The 23791-nt window shown below is 61.6% G+C and carries 25 protein-coding genes; 12 read left to right on the top strand and 13 right to left on the bottom strand.

Annotation, left to right across the window (positions count from 1 at the left end):
* Nucleotides 1-64: 64 nt before the first annotated feature.
* Nucleotides 65-967 (bottom strand): DMT family transporter, encoded by a 903-nt coding sequence (locus FIV35_RS10525; protein ID WP_034100514.1) that lies wholly within the window; start codon nucleotides 965-967, stop codon nucleotides 65-67.
* A gap of 138 nt (nucleotides 968-1105) precedes the next feature.
* Between FIV35_RS10525 and FIV35_RS10530 the strand changes: the two genes are divergently transcribed.
* Nucleotides 1106-1981 carry an AraC family transcriptional regulator gene (locus FIV35_RS10530; RefSeq protein ID WP_034139250.1) on the top strand — a complete coding sequence of 292 codons (876 nt, stop codon included), beginning with the start codon at nucleotides 1106-1108 and terminating at the stop codon, nucleotides 1979-1981.
* Here the strand turns inward: FIV35_RS10530 and FIV35_RS10535 are convergent.
* The 8 genes from FIV35_RS10535 to FIV35_RS10570 form a co-directional block, all read right to left on the bottom strand.
* Nucleotides 1978-4479, bottom strand: a complete 2502-nt coding sequence (locus FIV35_RS10535) for a helix-turn-helix transcriptional regulator (protein ID WP_034139251.1) — start codon at nucleotides 4477-4479, stop codon at nucleotides 1978-1980. The two genes, FIV35_RS10530 and FIV35_RS10535, sit on opposite strands and share 4 nt — an antisense overlap.
* Nucleotides 4480-4633: 154 nt before the next feature.
* The gene (locus tag FIV35_RS10540; RefSeq protein ID WP_034100521.1) at nucleotides 4634-5992 is read right to left on the bottom strand and encodes a DUF1329 domain-containing protein; all 1359 of its coding nucleotides are present in this window, start codon (nucleotides 5990-5992) and stop codon (nucleotides 4634-4636) included.
* Between the two features lie 26 nt (nucleotides 5993-6018).
* Entirely contained in the window at nucleotides 6019-7809 is a 1791-nt protein-coding gene (locus tag FIV35_RS10545) for a DUF1302 domain-containing protein (protein ID WP_371264009.1), read from the bottom strand.
* A 481-nt stretch (nucleotides 7810-8290) separates the two neighbouring features.
* Nucleotides 8291-9202, bottom strand: a complete 912-nt coding sequence (locus tag FIV35_RS10550; protein WP_034100526.1) for an SDR family oxidoreductase — start codon at nucleotides 9200-9202, stop codon at nucleotides 8291-8293.
* A 118-nt stretch (nucleotides 9203-9320) separates the two neighbouring features.
* Nucleotides 9321-10223, bottom strand: a complete 903-nt coding sequence (locus tag FIV35_RS10555) for an alpha/beta fold hydrolase (protein WP_034139252.1) — start codon at nucleotides 10221-10223, stop codon at nucleotides 9321-9323.
* Nucleotides 10223-11005: a class II aldolase/adducin family protein gene (locus FIV35_RS10560; RefSeq protein WP_034115057.1), complete on the bottom strand. Its 783-nt coding sequence runs from the start codon at nucleotides 11003-11005 to the stop codon at nucleotides 10223-10225. The genes FIV35_RS10555 and FIV35_RS10560 overlap by 1 nt, the downstream gene beginning before the upstream one ends.
* A gap of 151 nt (nucleotides 11006-11156) precedes the next feature.
* Entirely contained in the window at nucleotides 11157-11843 is a 687-nt protein-coding gene (locus tag FIV35_RS10565) for an LrgB family protein (protein WP_034139253.1), read from the bottom strand.
* Nucleotides 11833-12219 (bottom strand): CidA/LrgA family protein, encoded by a 387-nt coding sequence (locus FIV35_RS10570; protein ID WP_034139254.1) that lies wholly within the window; start codon nucleotides 12217-12219, stop codon nucleotides 11833-11835. Before FIV35_RS10570 ends, FIV35_RS10565 begins: the two co-directional genes overlap by 11 nt.
* A gap of 97 nt (nucleotides 12220-12316) precedes the next feature.
* Here FIV35_RS10570 and FIV35_RS10575 point away from each other — a divergent pair, with 97 nt between their 5' ends.
* Entirely contained in the window at nucleotides 12317-13213 is an 897-nt protein-coding gene (locus tag FIV35_RS10575) for a LysR family transcriptional regulator (RefSeq protein WP_034139255.1), read from the top strand.
* Here the strand turns inward: FIV35_RS10575 and FIV35_RS10580 are convergent.
* A complete protein-coding gene (locus FIV35_RS10580) occupies nucleotides 13194-13649 on the bottom strand; it encodes a flavodoxin (RefSeq protein WP_034139256.1) in 456 nt (151 codons plus the stop codon). The genes FIV35_RS10575 and FIV35_RS10580 overlap by 20 nt on opposite strands.
* 129 nt (nucleotides 13650-13778) lie before the next feature.
* On the opposite strand from FIV35_RS10580, the gene FIV35_RS10585 reads away from it, so the two are divergent.
* Nucleotides 13779-14246, top strand: coding sequence for a PAS domain S-box protein (locus FIV35_RS10585; RefSeq protein WP_034139257.1), 468 nt, complete (start codon nucleotides 13779-13781; stop codon nucleotides 14244-14246).
* Between the two features lie 58 nt (nucleotides 14247-14304).
* A complete protein-coding gene (locus FIV35_RS10590) occupies nucleotides 14305-14910 on the top strand; it encodes a hypothetical protein (RefSeq protein ID WP_034100543.1) in 606 nt (201 codons plus the stop codon).
* 2 nt (nucleotides 14911-14912) lie between these two features.
* On the opposite strand, the gene FIV35_RS10595 is transcribed toward FIV35_RS10590, so the two are convergent.
* Nucleotides 14913-15872 (bottom strand): MerR family transcriptional regulator, encoded by a 960-nt coding sequence (locus FIV35_RS10595; RefSeq protein WP_034139259.1) that lies wholly within the window; start codon nucleotides 15870-15872, stop codon nucleotides 14913-14915.
* Nucleotides 15873-16086: 214 nt separating this feature from the next.
* Between FIV35_RS10595 and FIV35_RS10600 the strand changes: the two genes are divergently transcribed.
* The 6 genes from FIV35_RS10600 (at nucleotide 16087) to FIV35_RS10625 (ending at nucleotide 19085) form a co-directional block, all read left to right on the top strand.
* Nucleotides 16087-16647, top strand: a complete 561-nt coding sequence (locus tag FIV35_RS10600; protein WP_034139260.1) for an antibiotic biosynthesis monooxygenase — start codon at nucleotides 16087-16089, stop codon at nucleotides 16645-16647.
* A 57-nt stretch (nucleotides 16648-16704) separates the two neighbouring features.
* Nucleotides 16705-17415, top strand: a complete 711-nt coding sequence (gene folM / locus FIV35_RS10605; protein ID WP_034115062.1) for a dihydromonapterin reductase — start codon at nucleotides 16705-16707, stop codon at nucleotides 17413-17415.
* Nucleotides 17416-17434: 19 nt separating this feature from the next.
* Complete coding sequence (gene folE / locus FIV35_RS10610; RefSeq protein WP_034100547.1) at nucleotides 17435-17995, top strand: GTP cyclohydrolase I FolE; 561 nt, start codon at nucleotides 17435-17437, stop codon at nucleotides 17993-17995.
* 2 nt (nucleotides 17996-17997) lie between these two features.
* Nucleotides 17998-18369 (top strand): dihydroneopterin triphosphate 2'-epimerase, encoded by a 372-nt coding sequence (gene folX, locus FIV35_RS10615; RefSeq protein WP_034100548.1) that lies wholly within the window; start codon nucleotides 17998-18000, stop codon nucleotides 18367-18369.
* An 85-nt stretch (nucleotides 18370-18454) separates the two neighbouring features.
* A complete protein-coding gene (locus FIV35_RS10620) occupies nucleotides 18455-18751 on the top strand; it encodes a DUF1244 domain-containing protein (RefSeq protein WP_034139261.1) in 297 nt (98 codons plus the stop codon).
* Complete coding sequence (locus tag FIV35_RS10625; RefSeq protein ID WP_034139262.1) at nucleotides 18744-19085, top strand: HopJ type III effector protein; 342 nt, start codon at nucleotides 18744-18746, stop codon at nucleotides 19083-19085. Before FIV35_RS10620 ends, FIV35_RS10625 begins: the two co-directional genes overlap by 8 nt.
* A gap of 229 nt (nucleotides 19086-19314) precedes the next feature.
* Here the strand turns inward: FIV35_RS10625 and trxB are convergent, their stop codons facing one another.
* On the bottom strand, nucleotides 19315-20277 hold the full coding sequence (trxB, locus tag FIV35_RS10630; protein ID WP_034139263.1) for a thioredoxin-disulfide reductase: 963 nt from the start codon (nucleotides 20275-20277) through the stop codon (nucleotides 19315-19317).
* A 294-nt stretch (nucleotides 20278-20571) separates the two neighbouring features.
* On the opposite strand from trxB, the gene cysZ reads away from it, so the two are divergent.
* Nucleotides 20572-21357, top strand: coding sequence for a sulfate transporter CysZ (gene cysZ / locus FIV35_RS10635; protein WP_034115065.1), 786 nt, complete (start codon nucleotides 20572-20574; stop codon nucleotides 21355-21357).
* Nucleotides 21358-21394: 37 nt separating this feature from the next.
* Nucleotides 21395-22597 (top strand): glycosyltransferase family 4 protein, encoded by a 1203-nt coding sequence (locus FIV35_RS10640; RefSeq protein WP_034100553.1) that lies wholly within the window; start codon nucleotides 21395-21397, stop codon nucleotides 22595-22597.
* Here the strand turns inward: FIV35_RS10640 and FIV35_RS10645 are convergent.
* Nucleotides 22566-23669, bottom strand: coding sequence for an NADH:flavin oxidoreductase (locus tag FIV35_RS10645; protein ID WP_034139264.1), 1104 nt, complete (start codon nucleotides 23667-23669; stop codon nucleotides 22566-22568). The two genes, FIV35_RS10640 and FIV35_RS10645, sit on opposite strands and share 32 nt — an antisense overlap.
* Nucleotides 23670-23791 lie beyond the last annotated feature (122 nt).

A 23791-nucleotide genomic window follows, 5' to 3' on the forward strand; every position in this document is an offset into this window, starting at 1 on the left:
CGTCCAGGGCAGAAATTCATTCACTGAGTCCTTTACTGATGGGCATCAGTGACTTGCCCCCTGTTCAGACTGTTCTCGCCTTCAAGACCGGACTCACAATCTTGGGCTTGCGAAATACCAACACATTCCCCGCCATCACCAACCCCAACCCCACCAGCGCCGGGGCGGTCCACTGATAGCCCTCGGCGAACGCCGACACATTCAACGCCACCACCGGAAACAACACCGTGCAATACGCCGCACGCTCCGGCCCCATACGCCCGACCAGCGTCAAATACGCGGTAAACCCAATCACCGACCCCGGAATCACCAGGTACCACAACGCGCCGATATACCGCGCGCTCCAGTCCATCTCGAACGGAATGCCACGCAGCACACACCAGGTCGCCAGCATGGCCGCGCCATACGCCATGCCCCAGGCATTGGTGGTCAGTGGCCTGAGCCCGGCCTTCTGCTGCAAGCTCGACAACATATTGCCGGCCGAGAAACACATCGTCCCCAACAGCGCCAACCCCAGGCCCAGCAAGGTCTGCGGGCTGGCGGTATGCCCCACCAGTTCTGGCCAGAACAACAACCCCAACCCTGCCAACCCAAGGCCACCGCCCATCAACACGTTGCGGGCCACGCGCTGGCCGAAAAAGACCCGCGCGTTCAACGCGTTCCACAGCGTCGCGGTGGAAAACACCACCGCCACCAAGCCGCTGGGGATCCATTGGCTGGCCGTGAGAAAGCACATGAAGTTGACGCAAAACAGGCACAACCCCTGGGCCAGGCAGATCAGGTGCCCGCGCCGGTTCATCACCTGCAACTTGCGGCTGAGCAATAGCAACGCAAACAACACCAACGCCGCCAGGGCGAAGCGATAGACGATGGACACGGGAATCGCTACCACGCCCAGTTGCCACTTGAGGGCGATCCAGGTGGTGCCCCAGATCAGCACGGTGAGTAAGTACAGGAAAAGGTTCATGACAGGCTCCATCGATTGAGCCTCAGTGTCGCCCCCAAGGCGCGCCCGGCTCTTGCACATTCTTGCGCTTTTGTCGGGTGAGCAGCGCACAGCACCGGCAGCGCGGAGTAGGATGCAAGGCGTCGGAGAGTACACGCCATGTCAGATCTGGAATCCCTGCAAGTCTTCCAAGCCCTCAACCGCTCGCCCCACGCCCGCCTGGAAGCCTGCGCCGAGCTGGGTGACGGCCTCGCCGCGGCGCTGTGGAGCAATCATCATGACTCCCAGGACTACCAAGCGCCGGGGCATCACACCCTGTCGTGCTATGTGGGCGGCGGCACCGGTACGTTTCGGCGCGACCGGCCCGACACCAAGGGCGGCCCCGACAAGCTGTGCATCCTGCCCGCCGAGCATCAGTCCGGGTGGGTGATCAACGGCGAGATCCGCCTGGCCCATGTGTACTTCAGCCAGGAACAATTCGCCCTCGGTTGCGTGACCCTGCTCGACCGCGAACCACGCACTGTGCAGTTGCACGAGAGCACGTTTCTGGAAGACCCCACGCAAGCCCAACGCTTTCACCAGTTGATCGCCCTGAACTGGCAGGAACCCGCCGAGCGTTTGCTGACCAGCAGCCTGGCCCACGAACTGCTCAACCACACTTTGCTCAGCCAGGTCGGCCTGCGCGACGGGTTGCGTTTGAAGGGCGGGCTGGCGCCGCACCAACGCCGGTTGTTGGTGGACTACATCGATTACCACTTGGAGGCTCCGCTCAGCCTCGGCCAATTGGCCGGGTTGTGCGCGTTGTCGGAATACCACTTTGCGCGGATGTTCCGTCAAAGCTTCGGCCTGCCGCCCCATCAATACCTGCTGGCGCGCCGCCTGGCTCGTGCGCAGAGCCTGTTGCGGGGCGGCACCCTGCCCCTTGGCGAGATTGCGCTGATATGCGGCTTCTCCAGCGCCAGCCATTTCACTCACCGCTTCCGCCAGGCCATGGGCGCCACGCCTGGGGAATATCGCCAGGCGTTCTGCGCCTAGGTCATCAAGCCCAACGTCTTGGCCTTGGCCACCGCCTGGGTACGCCGCTCCACGCCGAGCTTGCTGTGGATGCGCCGTGCATGGGTCTTGACGGTGTGCAGGGAGATAAACAATCGGTCGGCGATTTCCAGGTTGGAGTTGCCCAGGGCAATCAATTGCAGCACTTCCAGCTCGCGCTGACTGAGTGGGTTTTCCACCGTGCCCGGGCTTGAGGCCTGTGGCTCCATCCCCAGTTCGCTCAACAGCCCCGGCGAGCGCAGACGCAATTCGCGAATCGCTTGCTGCACCTGGCAGCGCGCCGCCAATTCAAGCCCGGCGTGCAATGAACGACGCGCCAGGCCGGCGTCGCCCAGTTGCCAAGCCACTTCGCCCAGCACCAGTTGCAATTCGGTTTCCAGACAGAGCATGCCGCGCTGGTGGGTGGCGTCCAGCAGCGCTTGCAGGCGTGCCAGCGGCTGTTCGGCGCAACCCAGTTTTACCTCGGCCAGCACCAATAAGTATTCGAGGCGCGGGATCAACTCCAGAGTGGCCGGCGGCGCTTGCTTGGCCAGCGGCCCACGGAAGTGGCGCAGCACGCGGCGCAGCGCTTCCACGGTCAACTCGGCGCGGCCCTGCTGCAACCAGAAATGCCCGCTGACCAGCAGCAACACCGCGCGGTACACGGTGTCCGGCACCTGGCGTTGCTGCATCAGCCGTTCGGCCTCGCGCAGTTGAATGAACGCCTGGGCGTAATCGCCTCGGTTGGCCGCCAGCAGCGCCAGGCCAAGAAACCCGTAGAGCACGCGCTTGTCCTGGCTGTGCAGGCACAGGGGCAAGCCACTCTCAAAACACTCCGCGGCCAAGGCATCCTGCCCCTGGCGCAACGCCAGGTGCCCGCGGCGCAAGGCGATACGCCCGAGCAACGGTCCGGCCTTGAGCCGCTGCTTGAGCAACATCGCCTGCATATGTTCCAGCAGGCTCTGCGCCCGATGCGGCGCGCCGCGCTGTTCCAGTAACTGTGCGTGATCCAGCTCCAACAACGCTTCCAACAGCAATGAGCCATGGGCGCGCGCCAGGCACAGCGCTTCGCGATTGAGGGTTTGTGCCACATCCAATTCACCGCGCAGCAAGGCTTGCTGGGTGAGCCCCGACAGGCACATCAACCGCGAGGTCCAGGCGCTGTCGGGCAAGGCTTGCAAGGCCTCGATAAAGTGCGCGCGCGAACCCTCGGCGTCGCCGTCCAAATGCAGCAACCACCCCCACTGTGCCTGCCAGCGCGCCAGCAAGTGGCGCTGTTGCGCAGCCGTGGGTTGCGGGGCGAAACGCGCAAGTTGGTCGATGCACACCGCCGCCTGCTCGAAGCGCCCGGCAAACAGCAGCGCCGCCGTGACCAGCCCCACCAACTGGGCCGAACCGAGCATCAGTTCGTCGCCATGCTCCTCGTGCAGGCGCAACAGCAACACCGCGTTCTGCTGACGAAACAGGTCTTCGAAACTGAAATGCTGCAACAGGCTTACCGCCACTTCGTATTCTTCGGCCAGCAGCGCCTGTTCGAAGGCCGCCTGCCAGTCCTGCTCGGCGGTGAACCATTGGCAGGCGCGACGGTGCCAGGAGCGCTTGGTCGGCCAGGGCTCGTCGCGTATCAAGCGTGCCAGGGGTGGGAACACCTGCAACCAATCGCTGCTTTCCCACGCTTGGATAAACGCGCCGAGGGCCTGTAGGTCACGCAGGTACTGATCACCGTCGCCCGCGCCGAACAGGTGCTCGCACAGTCCGGTGTTGAAACGCGGCAGGTGGGCCAGCACGCGCCACGCGTCGGCCAGCTCAGGGGGCAGCGTGCTGAACAGTTCGTGTTGCAGGTAATCGAGTAGGGTCTTGTCGGGATGACCGTCGCCCAGCAACGCGATGCGCACACCGGCGCACCAGCCGGCGCTGAATTGCAGCACGCCCTCGACGGACTGCCCCGGCGCATGGTTGAGCAGCGCCTGGATCTCTGCGGCGCTGAAGGCCAGCTCCGCGCCGCATTCCAGCAGTTCGTCGTCCAGCAGCAGCCGCGGCCAATTGCACGCCGGCCGCCGCCGCGCGCCTAGCCACCAGGTCAGCGCCGGGCTGCTGGCGGTAAACAGGCGGTCGAGCAAGGCATCGGTTGCGGGAGCGGGCAAGCGGCAAAAGTCATCGAGGAACAACCACGCCAGCGCCTGCCAGCGACCCAGGTCCTGTAGCAACGTGGCTTCATCGGTGAAGGGCAACCCCAGGTTATGCGCCAAGCGCTGGCAGAGATCGAGGGGGTCGAGCGCCACGCCGTTGAGCGGCAGCCAGTACACCTGACAGCCTTCAGGCGCCTGCAACGCGCACTCGGCGAGCAGCGCGCTCTTGCCACTGCCGCCGGGGGCACACACCAACTTTACCCGCGCGGCAGACGCCAGCAACGGCTCAGCCAGTCGCGGGCGCAGCAGATGATGGGCGGACAGCCGAGGCATGAATCCAGGACGGTCCAGGCAGCGAGTCATGGCGGTCATTGCTGCATCCTGCGTTTTTATTGTTATGCAACCTGACGCGTACCCTAGACCCGTGGCGGGCGATTGTTGAAGAAGTATTCAGCGGGGTGATTGAAGGCCATGCATAAAACCCAAGGTGGGAGGGGGCTAGCCTCCTCCCACCTTTGCTCCGGGATCAGCGCACGCCTTCGGCTCGCAACGCCGCCGGGGTGTAGTCCGCCGCCTTGGCCGCGAACCCGAACACGAAGCTGCTCTTCTCCTCGTTCTTCATCCCCAGCGCGATATAACGCCCGGCGATCAAGTCATACAGGGTCTCGACGGTATACGCCGGCACCTGATGGTCGTAGTAGAACTGCGAATGACCTTCGGCAACCCGCCACAGTTGACCACGGCCGTCATAGTGATCCACCAGCGCGACTTGCCAGCTGTCTTCATCGATGTACATGTGACGCTTGGCATAGATGTGGCGCTCGCTCGGCTTGACCGTGCCGACCACTTCCCATACGCGGTGCAGCTCGTAGCGGGTCAGGTCCTGGTTGATGTGGCCGGCCTTGATGATGTCGTCGTACTTGAGCGACGGCGAGTCGAGCTTGTAACTGTTGTAGGGGATGTACATCTCTTTTTTGCCCACCAGCTTCCAGTCATAGCGGTCGGGCGCGCCGGAGAACATGTCGAAGTTGTCGGTGGTGCGCAGACCGTCGGACGCGGTGCCCGGCCCGTCATAGGACACTTGCGGCGCCCGCCGCACGCGGCGTTGACCGGCGTTGTAGATCCACGCCAGGCGCGGCTCTTTCACCTGGTCGAGGGTTTCGTGCACCAGCAGCACGTTACCCGCCAGGCGCGCCGGCGCGGTCACCGATTGCTTGAAGTAACTCAACACGTTAGCCGCCTTGGCCGGGTCGATATCCGGGATGGCCTGGGGCACCGCCACTTCTTCCTCGAAGCGGATCGGCGTGTAGCTGCCATTGGTCTGTGGGGTGGCCTGGGTGATGATGCGACGCAGGTTGCCGCCGTGATAACGGGTGATGTGGTTCCACAGCACTTCCACGCCATTCTTGGGAATCGGGAACGCGTAGTAACGATTGCCGGTGAAGTTCTCCAGGCCGTTGCCGTCGTTGATCGCCTTGACGTTCAGCGCGCTGCGTTTGATCGATTCATAGATGTCAGGCGGCAGGTTCACCGTGCGGTGGCTGGGGTAGACCGGGATCTTGTAGGTCTCGGGGTAGCGCTTGAACATCGCCACTTGGCCGTCGGACAGTTTGTCCTTGTACTTGTCCACCGTAGCGGCGGTGATCACAAACAGCGGTTTTTCATTGGCGAACGGGTCAGCCAGAAAGCCTTTGCTGTCCACCGCGCCGGCGTTTTTAGGGATGCCACCGGTCCAGGCCGGGATCGAACCGTCGGCATTACCGGCCTTCTCCGCGCCCACCGGAGTGAGGGTGGTGCCAAGCTTGGCGGCTTCTTCCGGGGAAACCGCGGCCCATACGTTGGCGGCCAACAAGCTGAGGGCCAACACTGCAATTGTCTTACGCATACGTTCTTGTCCTTCTTTAAGCCAAATCAGAAGTTCACGCCGAAGCTGAGGGCGAGGAAGTCACGGTCGGTCAGGGTGTTGTAGTCGCCGCCGAAGAAGTCGGTGTAACTGAGGCTGGCGGTGTAGGTGCTGCGGTAGTCAGCATCGACGCCCACGCTGATGGCCTTGGCGCCTTTGTTGAACAGGCCGTTGGGGCCGTAGCCGGCAACGTCATGGGACCAGGACAGGTTGGGTTTGAGGTTCACCCCGGCAATCGCGTTGTTGTAGTCCAGGATCGCCCGCGCGCGGTAACCCCAGGACGTCGAGGTGACGAAACCGTCGGTGTCGCCCTGGAATCCGTAAGCGCCATACACCGAGTCGCGGCCGTAACGCAGTTTGGATTTGTCTTCCAGGCCCGCCACATGTACCACGGCCGCTTCGCCCACCACCGTCAGACGCTCAGCGCCCAACACCTGGTCGAAGAACTGGGTCATGGAGCTCTGGATCTGGGTGATTTCCTTGCGGCGGTAGCCGGTGTTGTCATCCCCGAAGTTGCTGCGAATCGGCGAGGCCGCCTGGCCGGCGACCGGGTTGATCAAGGCCAGGGTCAGGTCGGTGGTGTTCAGTTGCACCGGCGCATTCGGCCGGTAGCTGATCTCCCCGGTCCAGGCCGTGCCGGTGGGCAACGTGGTGGAGAAACTGGCGCCGAACAGTCGGATATCTTCCGGGTAATCGAGGTAGTACTGGCCACGCCCGAGCATCAGGCTTTGCACCAGACCCGCACCGGAACCGGGGGCCAGGCCATTGGCCGCGCCGGCGATGGCGCCGAGGGTGGCCAAGCTGGTGTTGTTGGTGATGGTGCCCACGGTCGGGGTACGGCTGTGGTAGTTCATGAAGTACAGGCCGTACTCGGTGTCGTCGCCCAACCAGCGCAACGCGGCGCCGAACTGGCCGGAATCCCGCGCATCGCGGTCGCCGGCACGCCGTACGATCACCCCTTCATTGGCCACACTAAAACCCTGGCCGAACGCCGCCGCTACCGGTTGCAAAGGGCGGATGGCCGGGTTGCCGACGGTGTAGTTATTGGTGCAACCGTCCGCCGCCACATCGCCACCGAAGAACGTGCCGCAGTTGTCCAACACAGTCTGGTCCCATTCCAGCTGATAGAAACCTTCCACGGTCAGCTGGTTGGTCAGGCTCTGGGACGCAAACAGCATGTTCACCGGGATCAGGCCTTCCTTGATCTCGGCGCCCGGCCGACGAAACGCTGACACGTCGATCGGGTTGATGCTGTTAATGGAGTTACCGATGAAGGTGCTTTCGCCCCAACTGACCACCTGCTTACCGGCGCGCACGGTGCCCGGCAGGTCGCCCAGGGAATAGTTGTGGTAGACGAACGCATCGAGGATCTCTGCGCCGCTGGATTTGGCGCCTTCCTTGCGGTTGTGGTCGCTGATGGGTTTGAACTCGCGGTCTTCGTCCTTGAGTTCGAAGTCGTACCAGTATTTGCCGCGCACGAATACGCCGGTATCGCCGTACTTCAGCTCCAGATCGTGCAAGCCTTTAAAGATTTTGGAGAAGGTCTCGCCCTTCTTGAAGTTGAGACGTCCGTCATCCCCCGTGGAAGCCTGGCCCGTGCCGCCGTTGACGGTGCCCACGAGCTTCTTGTCGGCATCGCGCATGCCCCAACTCGAACCGACCGACAGCGACGAATCGAATTGCCCTTCGATCTCGCCAATGTTGAACGAAACAGCCTGCGCCTGAGCACAGCAACCCAACGCAACCGCAGCGGCCAGCGCCTGTGGCGTGAAGATGGCGCGCATTGTTGTTTTTGTCATGCGTCTTCCCCGGTGAGTGACAGAAGGCCCCACCCTACTGCCGCGAATCAGGAGCGATAAGCGCACCAAGGAGGGATTCGTGTTGTCGCTCGAAAGGATTACAGGCCGCTCTGGCTGGGTGCGGGCGCGGGTATGCGCCGGGTGGATGGGGCACTATCAGGAGCATGGATGGCGAACTTATGACTGTTTCCGGATACGTAACAGTCCTTGTCCTGAACCGCTATTACTCATCTTGTTACAAACCGCTATTCTGACCGGGCTTTCAGGGCAAACCGCCCGCTTCCAGGTTTGGAAGACAAGCTGAAGTTCAATAGATTGATGCCTTCTTTCAATCTGTTACCGGTGTTCACTGACGTTGATTTGTTGCTCCTTGATCAAACGTCTTACTTCGGCCGCTGCCTGTGCAGCGGCCTTTTTTATGCGCGAAACAAAACGGGGCGCCATCAGCGCCCCGTGGGATTCAAGCATGTTCAGGCAATGATCACAGGCTGTATTTCTGCAAGTTGGCCATCATCTCCTTTAACGCTTCGATATTGTCCTTGGGGTGCGCGGCGCCTTCGAAGTCGCAGATCTGCGCCCAATGGGCGGCCACATCGTCCGGGGAGAACCCGGCTTCGGGGTCGAAGCCCACGCCCAGGCTGCGCTCCCAGCGGGTCTTGCCGATCCAGCCGCCGCCCACTTCGAACAGCCCCGAGGTTTCCTGGCAGGCCTCACTGCCCAAGTACACCACCAGCGGGCTGACCAGCTCCGGCTTGAGGCGTTCGAACACCTGCGGCGGAATCAAGCCTTCGGTCATGCGCGTGGCGCCGGTCGGGGCGATGGCGTTGACCAGGATGTTGTTCTTGCGGCCTTCCAGCGCCAGGGTGCGGGTCAGGCCGTACAGGCCGAGCTTGGCCATGCCGTAGTTGGACTGGCCGAAGTTGCCGTAGATGCCCGAGGTGGACGCGGTGAAGATCACCCGGCCATAACCTTGCTCGCGCAGATGGGGCCAGGCGGCGCGGGTGACTTTGTAGGCGCCTTCGACATGCACCCGGTAAACCAGGTCCCAGTCGCTGTCGTCCATTTTATGAAAGGTCTTGTCCCGCAGAATGCCGGCGTTGTTGACCACCACGTCGATACGGCCAAACGCATCGAGAGCGTTCTGCACGATCTTGTCACCGTCGGTGACAGAGTCATGGTTGGCCTCGGCGATACCGCCCGCCGCACGAATCTCCGCCACCACACGGTCAGCGGCCGACGCACTGGCGCCCTCGCCCTGGGTCGAACCGCCGAGATCGTTGACCAGCACCTTGGCGCCATGCCGGGCGAACAACAGCGCATGGGCCCGGCCCAAGCCGCCGCCGGCACCGGTGACGATCACGACCTTATCCTGAAACTGCACTGACTCACTCATACCGAACTCCAATGGCGACAATGGGAATGGCTGGAGTGTCAGGCACAGGGCCTTTGGTCACAATAAATACGGTCGCGGCTGAATGGTGCGCGATAAGGCTGAGGGATAATTGCGCGCCTCAGGAATAGGCCACCTGCGACGCTGGCCGCCCGATCCGGTCACGAAATGCCAGGTAGTGCTTGAGCACCTGCACCGGCGCCTCGACCTGTGGGTAATGGCCGATATTGGCCAGCAGCACCGTGTCGGCATTCGGTATCAACTGCTGGTAACGCTCCACCATGTGGGCACCGGAAATCGGGTCGATCTCGCCGTCGATCATCCGCAACGGCACGCCCCCCCTTTGCATGGCCTGCACCCAACGCTCGCGCAGGCGCCGACGTTGGGGGATGTAAGCGATCAATTTGTGCAGGATGCGCGGGCCATCGTTGCAACTGATCAGGCTCCAGTAATCATCCAGGGCACTTTCGCTGGGGCGGGTGGAGGGGCCGAAAATCTGGCTGAAGCTTTTCGACAGGGCATTGCGCCCGAAGGCCCGCCCGATCATCCAACCCAATGGGCTGAGCAAGAGTTTCTGCACCAGCGCCGGGCGATGGGTTTCCGGAAACAGCCCACCGTTGAGAAACACCCCACTGGCCATGCGGAAGCGGCCTTCATAGTGCCGCGCCAACAGTTCTTGGGCGACGCTGTCGCCATAGTCGTGGGCCAACACATGTACCGGTTGATCCACACACAGATGGTCGAGCAGGGTCTGCTGCAAATCCGCCTGTTCCAACAGGCAGTAGCCATGGTCCAGAGGCTTGTCCGAATCGCCAAAACCGAGCATGTCGCAGGCGATCACTAGGTAGCGCTGGGCCAGGGCTTGCCACAGGTAATGCCAGTCCCAACTGGCCGTGGGAAAACCGTGGATCAGCAACAGCGGCTCGCCCTGCCCCGCTACCCAGTAGCGGATGGTACGGCCATGAAAGTCGAAATCCTGGCCACGCTTGCGCCAGGCTCGAAGCGGGATCTCGGCGATTGGCATCAGGTTTTATACCCAGGGTTTTGATGGTCCAGCTTACGCAGCAACGCCGGCCAGGCCAGCGCGCCGCCCATGCCTTGAGCGCTCTTGGTGACGGCCGCGCTCATGGCCTTCGCTCCCGCGAGAATCTGCGGCTCGATGCCAATCAGCTCGGCGCCGCCGGTTTGCGCCAGTACTTGGATTTCGCAGGCGCGCTGGAAGATAAACATCATCAGGAACGTGTCGGCGATGCTGGCGCCGCAGGTCAGCAGGCCATGGTTGTGCAACATCAGAAATTGACTGTCGCCCAGATCGGCTTGCAGGCGGGCCTTTTCCTCGTGGTTCAGCGCCACCCCTTCGTAAGCGTGATAGGCCAGGCTGGAGAGCACGAAGATCGATTGCTGACTGATGGGCAATACGCCCTGTTTCTGCGCAGCCACGGCGACACCGGCGGCGGTGTGGGTGTGCAGCACGCAGGTCACATCGTGGCGCACTTCATGGATGGCGCTGTGGATGGTGTAGCCGGCTGGGTTGATGTCATAGGGGCTGTCCATGCGCTTGTTGCCGGCCTGGTCGACCTTGACCAGGCTCGACGCGGTAATCTCGTGGAACATCAGGCCGTAGGGGTTGATCAGGAAATCGTCGGTGCCCGGCACTTTGGCCGAGATATGGGTGAAGATCAGATCGTCCCAACCATGCATCGCTACCAGGCGATAGCACGCGGCAAGGTCGACACGCGTTTGCCACTCGGCAGCGCTGACCTGGGCCTGGACATTGTGTGGCGATACAACCGGGGCTAGGCTCACGGTGATGACCTCCTTGGCGCACGTTCTTATTGTTTTTTTTTTGGGATGGGCCAGTCTAGTCAGGCGCCTTGGCTGGCGGAGTCGCCTTGGCAGCCAGCTTGATGACTGTGCGAGTCAGCTTTGAGAATAGTTGAAATTCGTCCAAGCGCCGTCAGAGAAGCGCCGCCAGTAAAGGCGCGGCGAACAGGTTGAGCAGGCCGGTCAGCACCATCACCAGGCCGGCCACCGAGCCTTCTTCGCCACCCACCTCATGGGCGCGGCTCACACCCGCACCGTGGGCGCCTACCCCGAACAGCGCGCCACGCGCCAACGGCGTGCGCAACGGCAGCCATTTGAGCAACACGCCGCCGAGCATGGCGCCGATCACCCCGGTGAACATCACGAATACAGCCGTGAGTTCCGGCACCCCGCCCAGGTCGGATGACACCGGCATGGCGAACGGCGTAGTGATCGAGCGCGGCACCAGCGACAACGCCACCGAGCTGTCCAACGCCAGCGCTTTGGCCAGGCCAAACGAGGTGGCGATGGAGGCCGCGCTGCCCGCCACCATCCCCAGCAACAACGCCGACCAGTGGCGCGCCAACAAACGGCGCTGCTGCCAGATAGGCACCGCGAACGCCACGGTGACCGGGCCTAGCACCCCAATCAACCAGTGGGTGTCGGTGGCGTATTCGGCATAGGCGGTATGCATCGGCACCGCCACCGCCAGCAGCAACACCGGCACCAGGACCAACGGCGACAACAGATAACGCCCGGTGCGTCGATACAACCAACGGCTGAAGACATAGGCGCCGAGGGTCAGCGCAAGCCAGAACAACGGCATCAGTTCAAACTTCATGGCGCAACCTCCAGCGGCACACCAGCTCCACGGTAAACGCCGTGACCAGCATCACCGCCAAGGTGCTGCAACCGATCACCAGCAGGATGCGCCAGCCTTCGTTGCGTACCAGGCCGCCGTAGTCCAACAGGCTCATCAATGCAGGAATAAAGAACAGCAGCATTTCCGCCATTAACACACCGGCGCCCAATTGCAGCGTGGCCGGTTGCACCAAGCCACTGGCGAAGGCCACCAGCAACAGGCCCAGGCCCACCACGCCGCCGGGAATCGGCCAGGCCAGCCAGGCGGCCAATTGGCATCCCAGCAGGTAGATAGCCAGCAGCACCACCAGTTCGGTCAGCAGGCGGCCAAGGGGTTTAAAGGTAAGACGATTCATGGTTGGAGTCCTCGCAGGGCTTCTATTTTAAAGAGCCCATGCCTATCCCCGAAGCGAATTGTTAGACTGCCAGCCATTCCAGACTGGAATCGGACCCATGGAATTCAAGCAGCTGCGCAGTTTTGTCGAAGTGGTTCATCGCGGCGGGTTTACCCAGGCCGGTAAAACCCTGCATATCAGCCAATCGGCGGTCAGTAAGCAGGTCGCACAATTGGAATACAGCCTCGGCACGCCGCTGCTGGAGCGCACCGGTTCGCACATTCGCCTGACCGCCGCTGGCCGCGTCGTGTTGCAACGCGCCGAAGCCATGCTGCGCTTGCAAAGCGAACTGCAGAGCGAACTGGACGACATGCAACAGCTCACCCGTGGCGAGTTACGCCTGGGCCTGCCGCAGCTAGGCGGCGATACCTTGTTCGCCGAGCTATTTGCCGAATACCGCCGACGCTACCCCAACGTGACCATCCAATTGCTGGAAGGCGGCACGCGCAGCATCGAACAGGCGATTCTCAACGGCGAATTGGAAGTGGGCGGCAGCCTGATGCCCAGCGACCCGGCGTTCGCCTGGCAGGCGTTCTGCGATGAACCGCTGGACGCGTTGCTGCCCGTGGATCACCCCTTGGCGCAACAACCACAGGTACACCTGGAGGCGCTGGCCGACACGCCGTTCCTGATGTATCAGCGCAGCTTCGTGTTGAATGATCGGCTGCTGCAAGCCTGCCAAAGCCTGGGCTTTACCCCCAAGGAAGCCGGGCGCAGCGGCCAGGCGGATTTCCTTGCGGCCCTGGTCGCGGCCGGCCAGGGCGTGGTGCTGCTACCCAGCGTGGTCGCCCGTGGGCTGGTGCGTCCAGGGGTGGTGCGCGTGCCCCTGCAAGCGCCGGATTATCTGCGTTGGGACATTGCTTTTATCTGGCGCGAAGGCGCTTATCTGTCGAAAGCCGCCCAAGCCTGGCTGGCACTGTTGCGTGAGTACCCACTCAACCGCGCAGTGCCGTGATCAACTCGCCCAGCCACGGTTCGGCGTCGGTTTCCGGGGTCACGCTTTCGCTGGCATCCAGGCGCAGCATCGGCAGCACTTCGCTCACGCCCAGCTCGCCGAACAGCTCGCGCATCTGCTCGCCACCGGCGCAGAAGGTATCGCCGTAGCTGGCGTCGCCCAGGGCGATTACCGCGCCAGGCAAACCGCGCAAAGCGGCAGGTAGTTGATCGCGAAGTGTCGAGTACAGAGGCTGGAGGTTGTCGGGCAATTCACCCATGCCGGTGGTGGACGTCACGGCCACGAGCGCCTGGGGGGCATACGCCTGCACGTCCGCCAGGGTGGCGCGAGGATCGTGCCAGGCCTCGAAGCCTGCGGCTTTGAGGATGCTGACAGCGTGGCGGGCCACTTCTTCTGCGGTGCCGTACACCGAGCCGGAAAGGATGGCGACTTTCATCAATCTGATCCTGTAGTTGAGCGAAAGCCTGGGATATTAACAGCTGGCGCAAAAATTTCGCGGCGCCCCGTGCAAGATTCAGCACTTGCCATAAACTGCACATTCCACCGACATGCCATGGACCGCTCAATGATTAATGCCAAGCTGATGCAACTGGTCATCAATGCGTCGAACGACGGTATCGTCGTCGCGGAACGCGAAGGCAAAGACAAACCGCTGATTTACGTCAACCCGGCATTCGAACGGCTGACCGGTTACACCTTGGATGAAATCCTCTATCAGGACTGCCGCTTCCTGCAATCGGGCGATCGCGACCAACCCGCGCTGATGGCCATTCGCGACACGCTGGAGAGCGGCGGCGCCTGCCGAGAAATCCTGCGTAATTACCGCAAGGACGGCAGTCATTTCTGGAATGAGCTGTCGCTGTCGACGGTTTATAACCAGGCCGACAAGCAGACGTATTTTGTCGGTGTGCAAAAGGACGTCACCCAGCAGGTCAAGGCCCAACAGCGCGTGGCCCAGTTGGAAGCCGAACTGGCCCAGGTCAAGGCCGAGCTGGCCGCCCTTCGCGCGACCAGCGGAACAAACAAAATTTAGAAAACAGGGTCACTAAAGGGGATAATGGCGCTTTAGCACCTCCTACCGAGCAACGGCGATGCCACGCAACGCACTTCTGACCCAGGATGAACTGGACTTCATTCAGAACATGCAGCACAACCCGCAACTCAACCTGCGGGATTCTTCGTCGAGCCTGACCGTCAACGGCGGCGCGCAGATTCGCGATTTACTCACCCGCCTCGCGGCTCATGACCATGTGACCATCCAGGCGCAGTTCGACAACCAGCAACTGACCTTCCCTTTGCAGTTGGTAGAGGACGAGTTCAACGCGGTGCATCTGCGGCTAGGCGTGCCGAGTATTTTCGAAGACGGGCCCATGATTCGCCCGTGGCGGCTGGCGCTGGAAACGCCGGTGGCATTGGAGAATATCCGGGGCATCCCTGGCGCCCTGTGGGTGCATGAGGTGTCATTCAAAGGCGTGCTGGTGGAAATCCGCGGGCGCTTCAAGCCGCCGAAAACCTTTGCGTTGTGGTTCAGCCCTTCCGGCTACGAGCGCATCGCCCTGCGCGGCACGCTGCAACGGGAAACCGCGCGGGGCCTGTTCGCCTATCGCATAAGCCAGAGCAACGTGGACGAAACCGAGCGCCTGCGCCACTTCATCCTGCACCAGCACCGCCTGGCGCACCCGCACGTGCATGCCTGAAATCAGGTATCGAGGCTGCCGCTGAGAAACTGCTGCAAACGGCGCTGCATCACCGGCCCGTCATTGCCCAAGCAGCCGATGGAAGAACCCGCCAGGTCGTTTTCGGCTAGGTCCGAAGCATCCCCGGCGATAAATAGCGGGCAATCCAGGGTTTGCGCCAGGCGGTTCAACCGCGCAGCCAGGTCGTGGTTATGGGCATGATTGGAGAAGATCACCAGCGCCTGGGGCTGGATCTTCTGGCAGACCAGCGTCAACTCGTCGAAAGGCTGGCCCATCCCGAGCACCCTCACGGCTAGGCCGTCGCGCGCTATCAGCAAGCCCGCCACCAGCAATTCCAACTTACGGCATTCGCCCGGCAGAGCCGCCAGTAAAACCCGACGCGGTGCTGCGGCGCTTGCCAGTTGCAGACGCTGCGATACTTGCATGCGCAGGAAGGCGTCGAAGAACAACCATTCACTGGCCTGGCCGAAGCGCCCTTGATGGCGCAGCAGCTCACTCCATAACGGCATCAGGATGTCCTGGAATGCGACGCTGATCGGATAAGTGGCAAGCACCTGGCCGTACAGGCTCTCCAGTTGGCGGTCATCGAAGGCACTGATGGCCTGCCTTAGCCTTGCCTGTAACTGCAGCCATTCATTCTCTTGCGGCGCAACCCCTTCGGCGCGGACCGCTTCGGCCTGGCGAGCATCGCGGGCAAGAATCTTGCCCACTTTACTGACCGCCACCCCGCGCTCGACCCAACTGAGAATGCGATTGACCGTCTCAATATCGTGCCGAGAGTACAACCGATGCCCACTTTCGGTGCGCATTGGCTGGATCAGACCGTAGCGTCGCTCCCAGGCACGCAGGGTGACGGGGTTGATGCCTGTCATTCTGGACACTTCGCGGATCGGAAACAGCTCTTGGGAATCCGTCGAATCTGAATGCGAAATACTATCAACAGGGGCAATGATCACAGGCATTTAAGACCAAAGAACCAACGGTAAGCGGGGCCTCATTTAACGCCTTTAAAGCTGTCTATTTCAAGGCCTGTGCTTTTCAGACCAATGTCGCTGGTGTATTGGCTGAATTCAGGAATAATCCTTGCCTGTTTTTTCCACGTCGCTGCATTACCCCGCAGCCTCGTCTGTGTGCCACCTACCCGGTCAAGCGCACCTGTCTATTTGGAGATACACAATGTCTACCTCTCCCGTCACCCTGATGGTCGCCCGCCGTGTGGCCAAGGGACGCTACGAAGAACTGATGGCCTGGCTGCGCGAAGGCGAGCAATTGGCCACCGACTTCCCTGGTTACCTGGGCTCGGGCGTACTCGCGCCACCGCCCAACGACGATGAGTTCCAGATCATTTTCCGGTTCGCCGATGAACAGACCCTGCACGCCTGGGAGTTTTCGGCGTCGCGCAGTGCATGGCTGAGCCGGGGCAGCGACTTGTTTGCCGACCCGTCCGAGCACCGTGTGCGTGGCATCGACGGTTGGTTCGGCGCAGTAGGTGCACGTCCACCGCGCTGGAAGCAGGCCGTGGCGATCTGGCTGGCCTTTTTCCCGGTGTCGCTGCTGTTCAACTTTGTGTTGGGGCCGCTGCTCAACGGGCTGGAGCTGGTGCCTCGGGTGCTGGTCAGTACCCTGGCGCTGACGCCACTGATGGTTTACCTGTTCATCCCGCTGTCGACCCACCTGCTGGCGAACTGGCTGCACCCCACCCCGCCACCGCGCAAGGCCACCGAAGCGGCGGCGTAAATACAGAGGCGGCGTGTCGCTGGTATGATTCGAGCCTGCCAGCGACGCGAGCCTCCCATGACTGCAACGAACGCCCCGATCCTGATCACCGGCGCCGGCCAGCGTGTCGGCCTGCATTGCGCCCATCGCCTGCTGGACGAGGGTCAACCGGTTATTTTCAGTTACCGCAGCGAACGCCCCGGCGTGCAGGCCTTGCGCGAACGCGGCGCGATCGGCATCTTCGCTGACTTCTCCAGCGAGGCCGGGGTGCTGGCGTTTATCGCGCAAGTGCACACCCGCACTCAAAGCCTGCGCGCGATCATTCATAACGCCTCGGCCTGGATCGCGGAAACCCCGGGTGATGAAAGCCGCGCGTTTATCGACATGTTCAATGTGCACATGCTTGCGCCGTACCTGATCAACCTGCATTGTTCACCTTTGCTGCAACGCTCTTCACCCGCCGATATCGTGCATATCAGCGATGACGTGGTGCGCAAGGGCAGCCGCCAGCACATCGCCTATTGCGCCACCAAGGCCGGGCTCGACAGCCTGACCCTGTCGTTCGCCGCGCAGTTCGCGCCGCGGATCAAGGTCAACGGCATTGCGCCGGCCATGGTGATGTTCAACGAGGGTGATGACGCGGCCTATCGCGCCAAAGTCCTGGCCAAATCGGCACTGGGCATCGAGCCCGGCCCCGACGTGATCTACCAGAGCGTGCGTTACCTGTTGGATAACCCTTATGTCACCGGTACCACCCTGACCGTCAATGGCGGGCGGCATATCAAGTAAGCCGTTTTGAGGATGTTGTATGACCTTTTCCCTGCCCCACCATTACCGCGAGATCCTCATGGGCCTGGGCGAAGACCCGGAACGCGAAGGCTTGCTCGATACCCCCAAGCGCGCCGCCAAAGCCATGCAATACCTGTGTCATGGCTACGAGCAGAACCTGGAAGAGATCGTCAATGGCGCGCTGTTCGCCTCCGACAATGACGAGATGGTGATCCTCAAGGACATCGAGCTGTATTCGCTGTGCGAGCACCACCTGCTGCCCTTTATCGGCAAAGCCCATGTGGCGTATATCCCGACCGGCCGCGTGCTGGGCCTGTCGAAGCTGGCGCGCATCGTCGACATGTTCGCCCGACGCCTGCAGATCCAGGAAAACCTCACGCGGCAAATCGCCGATGCGATCCAGGAGGTCACCCAGGCCGCTGGCGTGGCCGTGGTGATCGAGGCCCAGCACATGTGCATGATGATGCGCGGCGTGGAGAAACAGAATTCAACCATGAACACCTCGGTGATGCTCGGCGCGTTTCGCGAGTCGAACACCACGCGCATGGAGTTCCTGCAACTGATTGGACGGAGCAAGTAGCAATGCCACAACTTCAACCAGGCATGGCGCGCATCCGGGTCAAGGACCTGTGCCTGCGTACCTATATCGGCATCAATGAGGACGAAATCCTCAATAAGCAGGACGTGCTGATCAACCTGACCATCCTGTATGCCGCCCAGGAAGCCGTGCGCGACAACGACATCGACCACGCGCTGAACTACCGCACCATCACCAAGGCCATCATTGCCCATGTGGAGGGCAACCGCTTTGCCCTGCTGGAGCGCCTGACTCAGGAACTGTTGGACCTGGTGATGAGCAACGCATCGGTGCTGTATGCCGAAGTCGAAGTGGACAAGCCCCACGCGCTGCGGTTTGCCGAGTCGGTGTCGATAACGTTAGCTGCAAGCCGCTAGCTACAAGCTGCAAGCTAAAGGCCAACCCCATTCCAACTTGCAGCTTGAAGCTCACCCGCTTGAAGCTGCCTCGAAGAGCCCCACTATGAACGATCAACAACGCCTCGAACTCGAAGCCGCCGCCTTCCGCCGACTGGTAGCGCATCTGGACAGCCGCAAGGACGTGCAGAATATCGACCTGATGAACCTCGCCGGCTTCTGCCGCAATTGCCTGTCCAAGTGGTACAAGGCCGAGGCCGATGAGCGCCAGATCGAGCTGAGCCTCGATGACGCCCGTGAAGTGGTGTACGGCATGCCGTACGCCGAGTGGAAAGCCCAATACCAGAAAGAAGCCAGCGCCGAGCAACAGGCCGCGTTCGCTCAAGGAAAACCCCATGACTGATCTGAACACTCTGCGCGCCAGCCTTAACAGTGGCGAGCACGTTTTTGCCGATACCCTGGCGTTTGTCGCGGCCGGTTACGATTACCAGCCCCAAGCGTTCACCAATGGCAACGTGGAAAACGCCGCTTTGCAGAACGAAGGTTCGTGCAAGACCCTGGGATTGGCCCTGCTGGAAGGCTTGAGCGTTCAGGAAGCGCTACTGGCGTTTGGGGAGCACTACCGTGCGGTGGTGGCCACGCCGGAGGGCAGTGACCATGGCAATATTCGCGCGTTGATGGCCCATGGGTTGGCCGGGGTGAAATTTGCGGCACCGCCCCTGACGCGCAAGTCCTGAGTCAGATGCAGGTAATAGACTTGCCCAGATAGGGTCAGGTCAGCCAACTATTCTGCAGCGGGTACATCTGCATCGGGGGCAAGCCCCCTCCCACAAATCTGATCGGGTCCATGCCTCCACAATGCGCCAAGCTGAAGGCAAACGCAGATTCAGTGTGGGAGGGGGCTTGCCCCCGATAGCGGTGTCCAAAAAAAACCGGCCTCGCAGCCGGTTTTTTTATATGGGCACTTTAGAACGAAGCGTTCTTCAAACCGTCGAGGTAACGCTCGGCATCCAGGGCCGCCATGCAACCGGCGCCGGCCGAGGTGATGGCCTGGCGGTATACGTGGTCAGCCACGTCACCGGCGGCGAAGATACCTTCGATATTGGTGGCGGTGGCATTGCCTTCACGACCGCCCTGCACCACCAGGTAACCGTCTTTGGCTTCCAGCACGCCTTCGAACAGCGAAGTGTTCGGGGTGTGACCGATGGCGATGAACACACCGTCGACTTTCAGCTCGTCGAAGCTGCCGTCGTTGTTTTTCAGGCGAGCACCGGTCACGCCCATATTGTCGCCCAGGACTTCGTCCAGGGTGGCGTTGAGCTTGAGGATGATTTTGCCTTCGGCGACGCGGGCGTGCAGCTTGTCGATCAGGATCTTTTCGGCACGGAAGGTCTCACGACGGTGGATCAGGGTCACGGTGCTGGCGATGTTGGCCAGGTACAGCGCCTCTTCCACGGCAGTGTTGCCGCCACCAACCACGGCGACCGGCTTGTTACGGTAGAAGAAACCGTCGCAGGTGGCGCAGGCGGACACGCCCTTGCCCATAAACGCTTCTTCCGACGGCAGGCCCAGGTAACGGGCGCTGGCACCGGTGGCGATGATCAGGGCATCACAGGTGTACACGCCGCTGTCGCCAGTCAGGCTGTAAGGCTTCTTCGAGAAATCGACCTGGTTGATGTGGTCGAAAACAATTTCGGTCTCAAAGCGCTCGGCGTGTTCTTTCATACGCTCCATCAGCGCCGGGCCGGTCAGGCCGTGGACGTCGCCCGGCCAATTGTCGACTTCGGTGGTGGTGGTCAGCTGACCGCCCGCCTGCATGCCGGTGATCAGCAGCGGCTTGAGGTTGGCGCGGGCCGCATAGACGGCAGCGCTGTAACCGGCAGGGCCGGAACCGAGAATAATCACTCGCGAATGACGGGTATCAGACATGACTCGCTCCTATCGACCGCCCGAACCACAAGACGGCTGGAATAAAAAAAGGACTGCGAAGCACTTGGGGAAGGCTTGAACTCGCAGATCCTGAAAAATAATGGGTGCAGCGTATAGAGGGGGGCAAGATTAAGGAAATACGGATTAACAATCCAGCTCATAGGCGGTCTCTATGCAGTCGACGCCCTTGATCGACGCGTTTGTTACCTTTGATGTCGTCGCGCTGACCACGCTTTCGCCCTGAAGACAAAGCCGGTAAGGTCGGCGCGTTCGTCATTCTGCTCGGAGTTCATCATGCCCGCCCCTGTACTTTCCGGCCCGCAATACCTGCGCGAGGGCCTCAAACTGGTGTTGAGCCCCGGCCTGCGTTTGTTTGTGCTGCTGCCGCTGGCGATCAACCTGATCTTGTTCGTCGGCCTGATCTATTTTGCCGGCCATCAGTTCAGCCTGTGGGTCGATCACTTGATGCCGACCCTGCCCAGTTGGCTGAGTTTTCTCAATTATCTGCTGTGGCCATTGTTTGTGGTGCTGGTGGTGCTGATGGTGTTTTTCACCTTCACGATGCTCGCCAACATCATCGCGGCACCGTTCAATGGCTTCCTGGCGGAGAAGGTCGAAGTGGTGGTGCGGGGCACCGATGACTTCCCGCCCTTCAGTTGGGGCGAACTGATCGCCATGGTTCCCCGCACCCTGGCCCGGGAAATGCGCAAGCTGGGTTACTTCCTGCCACGGGCCATCGGCCTGTTTATCCTGTCGTTCATTCCGGTGGTCAACCTGGTCGCCGCACCGCTGTGGCTGCTGTTCGGCGTATGGATGATGGCGATCCAGTACATCGACTACCCGGCGGACAACCACAAACTGGGCTGGAACGAAATGCTCGCCTGGCTGCGCCAGAAACGCTGGCAGAGCATGAGCTTCGGCGGCGTCGTCTATCTGGTGCTATTGGTGCCGGTGGTCAACCTGTTGATGATGCCGGCGGCGGTGGCCGGCGCAACGCTGTTCTGGGTGCGTGAGCAGGGGGCCGAGGCCATGGCGCAGCAACACAAAGCGACACCCGTCATAAATCCATCATCCCGATGACACATTGACGACATGGCCCACAGTGAGACTGTGGGTCATGACGACAGCTTCGCTTCACATCACCCTGATTACCGAAACCTTCCCGCCAGAGATCAACGGGGTGGCCAATACCCTCGGCCGCTTGTGCGATGGTTTGCGCGCCCGTGGCCATCAAGTCGAACTGGTGCGCCCACGCCAGAGCGTTGACCAGAGCCGCCCGAGCGACGCCCAATTGCTACTGTGCCGTGGCTGGCCGCTGCCAGGTTATCCGGGGCTGCAATGGGGCCAATCGTCGATGCACAAGTTACTACGACGCTGGACACGTCAGCGCCCGGATGTGCTGTACATCGCCACCGAAGGCCCCTTGGGGTTGTCGGCGTTGCGCGCGGCGCGGCGTTTGGGGATCAGCGTGGTCAGTGGTTTCCACACCAATTTCCAGCAGTACTCGAACCAATATGGTCTGAGCCTGTTAAGCCGGATGGTCACCCACTATCTGCGCTGGTTCCATAACCGTTCCAGCTTGACGCTGGTGCCCAGCGCCAGCCAACGCCTGGAACTGGAACGCCGGCATTTCGAGCGCCTGGGCATGCTGTCGCGCGGCGTCGACAGCCAACTCTTCCACCCGGCCAAACGCGACAATGCACTGCGCGACAGTTGGGGGTTAGGCAACGAGGATGTGGCGGTGCTGCATGTCGGGCGACTGGCCCAGGAAAAAAACCTCGGGTTGCTCAAACGTTGCTTCGAGTCCTTGCAGACCACTTATCCACAGCGCCGACTGAAATTAATCATCGTCGGCGACGGCCCACAGCGGCCTCAACTGGAGCGCGACCTCCCGGACGCAATCTTCTGCGGCACCCAGCGCGGCGAGACCCTGGCCAGGCACTATGCCTCGGGGGACCTGTTCCTGTTTCCGAGCCTCACAGAAACCTTCGGCAATGTTGTGTTGGAAGCCATGGCCTCAGGATTGGGCGTGGTGGCGTACGATCAGGCGGCCGCGACCCAGCACATCCGCCATGGCTATAACGGTGTGCTGGCGATGCCTGGAGATGAGGACGCGTTTTGCGATGCGGCCAACTGGCTACTCGAAGAACGCGAAAGTTTGCGCAGGGCACGCTTGAATGCACGCCAGCATGCGAGCCGCCAAGGCTGGCCGGCGATCATTGAGCAGTTCGAGCGCCAATTGCGCGGTGTCTGCGAGGGCGGGCACCTGGCACCCGCCCTGTCGCCGCTTACACCAGGGTCGTCAACGCCTCACGACTGAACGGCAGGATGTCGGCTTCGCGGCCTTCGCGCACCTTGACGGCCCAATCCGGGTCCACCAGCAGCGCACGACCTACGGCAACCAAGTCGAACTCATCGTTGTTCAGACGCTCCAGCAGTTTTTCCAGGCTGGCCGGTTGGGCGACCTTATCGGTGTTGACCATAAATTGCAGGAACTCGCCATCCAAGCCGACGCTGCCGACGGTGATGGTGGGTTTACCGGTGAGCTGGCGAGTCCAGCCGGCCAGATTAAGGTCGGAACCTTCGAACTCCGGCTCCCAAAAACGCCGCGTGGAGCAGTGGAAAATATCCACACCCGCGTCAGATAGCGGCTTGAGAAACTCACCCAGCGCTTCGGGGGTTTGTACCAGACGCGCGGTGTAGTCCTGTTGTTTCCACTGGGAGAAACGGAAGATGATCGGAAAGTCCGGGCCCACAGCGGCGCGGGTTGCTTGGATCAGCTCGATGGCGAACCGCGAGCGGTTGGCCAGGCTGCCGCCGTACTCGTCGGTGCGCTGGTTGCTGCCTTCCCAGAAGAACTGGTCTACCAGATAGCCGTGGGCGCCGTGGATTTCCACGCCGTCCATGCCGATACGCTGCGCGTCTTTAGCCGCTTGTGCGAAGGCGGCGATGACGTCCTGGATATCCTGGGCGGTCATACCGTGGACGACCACGTTGCCATCCTTGAGTTTTTCCATCGGGCCGTAGGCCGGTACGCTAGCGTCTGGCTCGGTGCCTATGCGGCGTACGCTGCCTACATGCCACAACTGCGGGACAATCTTGCCACCCTCGGCGTGCACGGCGTCCACCACTTTCTTCCAACCGGCCAGAGCAGCTTCGCCATAGAAATGCGGGACGTTCGAGTAGCCGTTGGAGGCTTTATGACCCACCACGGTGCCTTCGGTAATGATCAGACCCACGCCTGCGGCGGCACGGCGGCGGTAATACTCGACAACCTTGGCATTGGGCACGCCGCCGGGCGAGAACGAACGGGTCATCGGCGCCATGACCACACGGGTCGGCAAGTGCAGCGCACCGAGCTGGAACGGTTTGAACAAGGCTTGGGCAGGCATGGGAGCACTCCACAAAGGGCTGGATTTATGATGCGGATAATATGGCCAGCATCGTGTGTGGAGTAGCACTATTGATCTGAGTGATTAAGGCTTAGAAACGCCGAACACCTGCAGGCGCAAAC

It is taken from the genome of Pseudomonas rhodesiae (genome assembly GCF_007858255.1).
Taxonomy (GTDB): domain Bacteria; phylum Pseudomonadota; class Gammaproteobacteria; order Pseudomonadales; family Pseudomonadaceae; genus Aquipseudomonas; species Aquipseudomonas rhodesiae.

What these genes read in the sequence shown, in the direction of transcription:
- FIV35_RS10525 (WP_034100514.1), bottom strand. Translation starts at nt 967, where the DNA reads ATGAACCTTTTCCTGTACTTACTCACCGTGCTGATCTGGGGCACCACC.
- FIV35_RS10530 (WP_034139250.1), top strand. Translation starts at nt 1,106, where the DNA reads ATGTCAGATCTGGAATCCCTGCAAGTCTTCCAAGCCCTCAACCGCTCG.
- FIV35_RS10535 (WP_034139251.1), bottom strand. Translation starts at nt 4,479, where the DNA reads ATGACCGCCATGACTCGCTGCCTGGACCGTCCTGGATTCATGCCTCGG.
- FIV35_RS10540 (WP_034100521.1), bottom strand. Translation starts at nt 5,992, where the DNA reads ATGCGTAAGACAATTGCAGTGTTGGCCCTCAGCTTGTTGGCCGCCAAC.
- FIV35_RS10545 (WP_371264009.1), bottom strand. Translation starts at nt 7,809, where the DNA reads ATGACAAAAACAACAATGCGCGCCATCTTCACGCCACAGGCGCTGGCC.
- FIV35_RS10550 (WP_034100526.1), bottom strand. Translation starts at nt 9,202, where the DNA reads ATGAGTGAGTCAGTGCAGTTTCAGGATAAGGTCGTGATCGTCACCGGT.
- FIV35_RS10555 (WP_034139252.1), bottom strand. Translation starts at nt 10,223, where the DNA reads ATGCCAATCGCCGAGATCCCGCTTCGAGCCTGGCGCAAGCGTGGCCAG.
- FIV35_RS10565 (WP_034139253.1), bottom strand. Translation starts at nt 11,843, where the DNA reads ATGAAGTTTGAACTGATGCCGTTGTTCTGGCTTGCGCTGACCCTCGGC.
- FIV35_RS10570 (WP_034139254.1), bottom strand. Translation starts at nt 12,219, where the DNA reads ATGAATCGTCTTACCTTTAAACCCCTTGGCCGCCTGCTGACCGAACTG.
- FIV35_RS10575 (WP_034139255.1), top strand. Translation starts at nt 12,317, where the DNA reads ATGGAATTCAAGCAGCTGCGCAGTTTTGTCGAAGTGGTTCATCGCGGC.
- FIV35_RS10580 (WP_034139256.1), bottom strand. Translation starts at nt 13,649, where the DNA reads ATGAAAGTCGCCATCCTTTCCGGCTCGGTGTACGGCACCGCAGAAGAA.
- FIV35_RS10585 (WP_034139257.1), top strand. Translation starts at nt 13,779, where the DNA reads ATGATTAATGCCAAGCTGATGCAACTGGTCATCAATGCGTCGAACGAC.
- FIV35_RS10590 (WP_034100543.1), top strand. Translation starts at nt 14,305, where the DNA reads ATGCCACGCAACGCACTTCTGACCCAGGATGAACTGGACTTCATTCAG.
- FIV35_RS10595 (WP_034139259.1), bottom strand. Translation starts at nt 15,872, where the DNA reads ATGCCTGTGATCATTGCCCCTGTTGATAGTATTTCGCATTCAGATTCG.
- FIV35_RS10600 (WP_034139260.1), top strand. Translation starts at nt 16,087, where the DNA reads ATGTCTACCTCTCCCGTCACCCTGATGGTCGCCCGCCGTGTGGCCAAG.
- folM (WP_034115062.1), top strand. Translation starts at nt 16,705, where the DNA reads ATGACTGCAACGAACGCCCCGATCCTGATCACCGGCGCCGGCCAGCGT.
- folE (WP_034100547.1), top strand. Translation starts at nt 17,435, where the DNA reads ATGACCTTTTCCCTGCCCCACCATTACCGCGAGATCCTCATGGGCCTG.
- folX (WP_034100548.1), top strand. Translation starts at nt 17,998, where the DNA reads ATGCCACAACTTCAACCAGGCATGGCGCGCATCCGGGTCAAGGACCTG.
- FIV35_RS10620 (WP_034139261.1), top strand. Translation starts at nt 18,455, where the DNA reads ATGAACGATCAACAACGCCTCGAACTCGAAGCCGCCGCCTTCCGCCGA.
- FIV35_RS10625 (WP_034139262.1), top strand. Translation starts at nt 18,744, where the DNA reads ATGACTGATCTGAACACTCTGCGCGCCAGCCTTAACAGTGGCGAGCAC.
- trxB (WP_034139263.1), bottom strand. Translation starts at nt 20,277, where the DNA reads ATGTCTGATACCCGTCATTCGCGAGTGATTATTCTCGGTTCCGGCCCT.
- cysZ (WP_034115065.1), top strand. Translation starts at nt 20,572, where the DNA reads ATGCCCGCCCCTGTACTTTCCGGCCCGCAATACCTGCGCGAGGGCCTC.
- FIV35_RS10640 (WP_034100553.1), top strand. Translation starts at nt 21,395, where the DNA reads ATGACGACAGCTTCGCTTCACATCACCCTGATTACCGAAACCTTCCCG.
- FIV35_RS10645 (WP_034139264.1), bottom strand. Translation starts at nt 23,669, where the DNA reads ATGCCTGCCCAAGCCTTGTTCAAACCGTTCCAGCTCGGTGCGCTGCAC.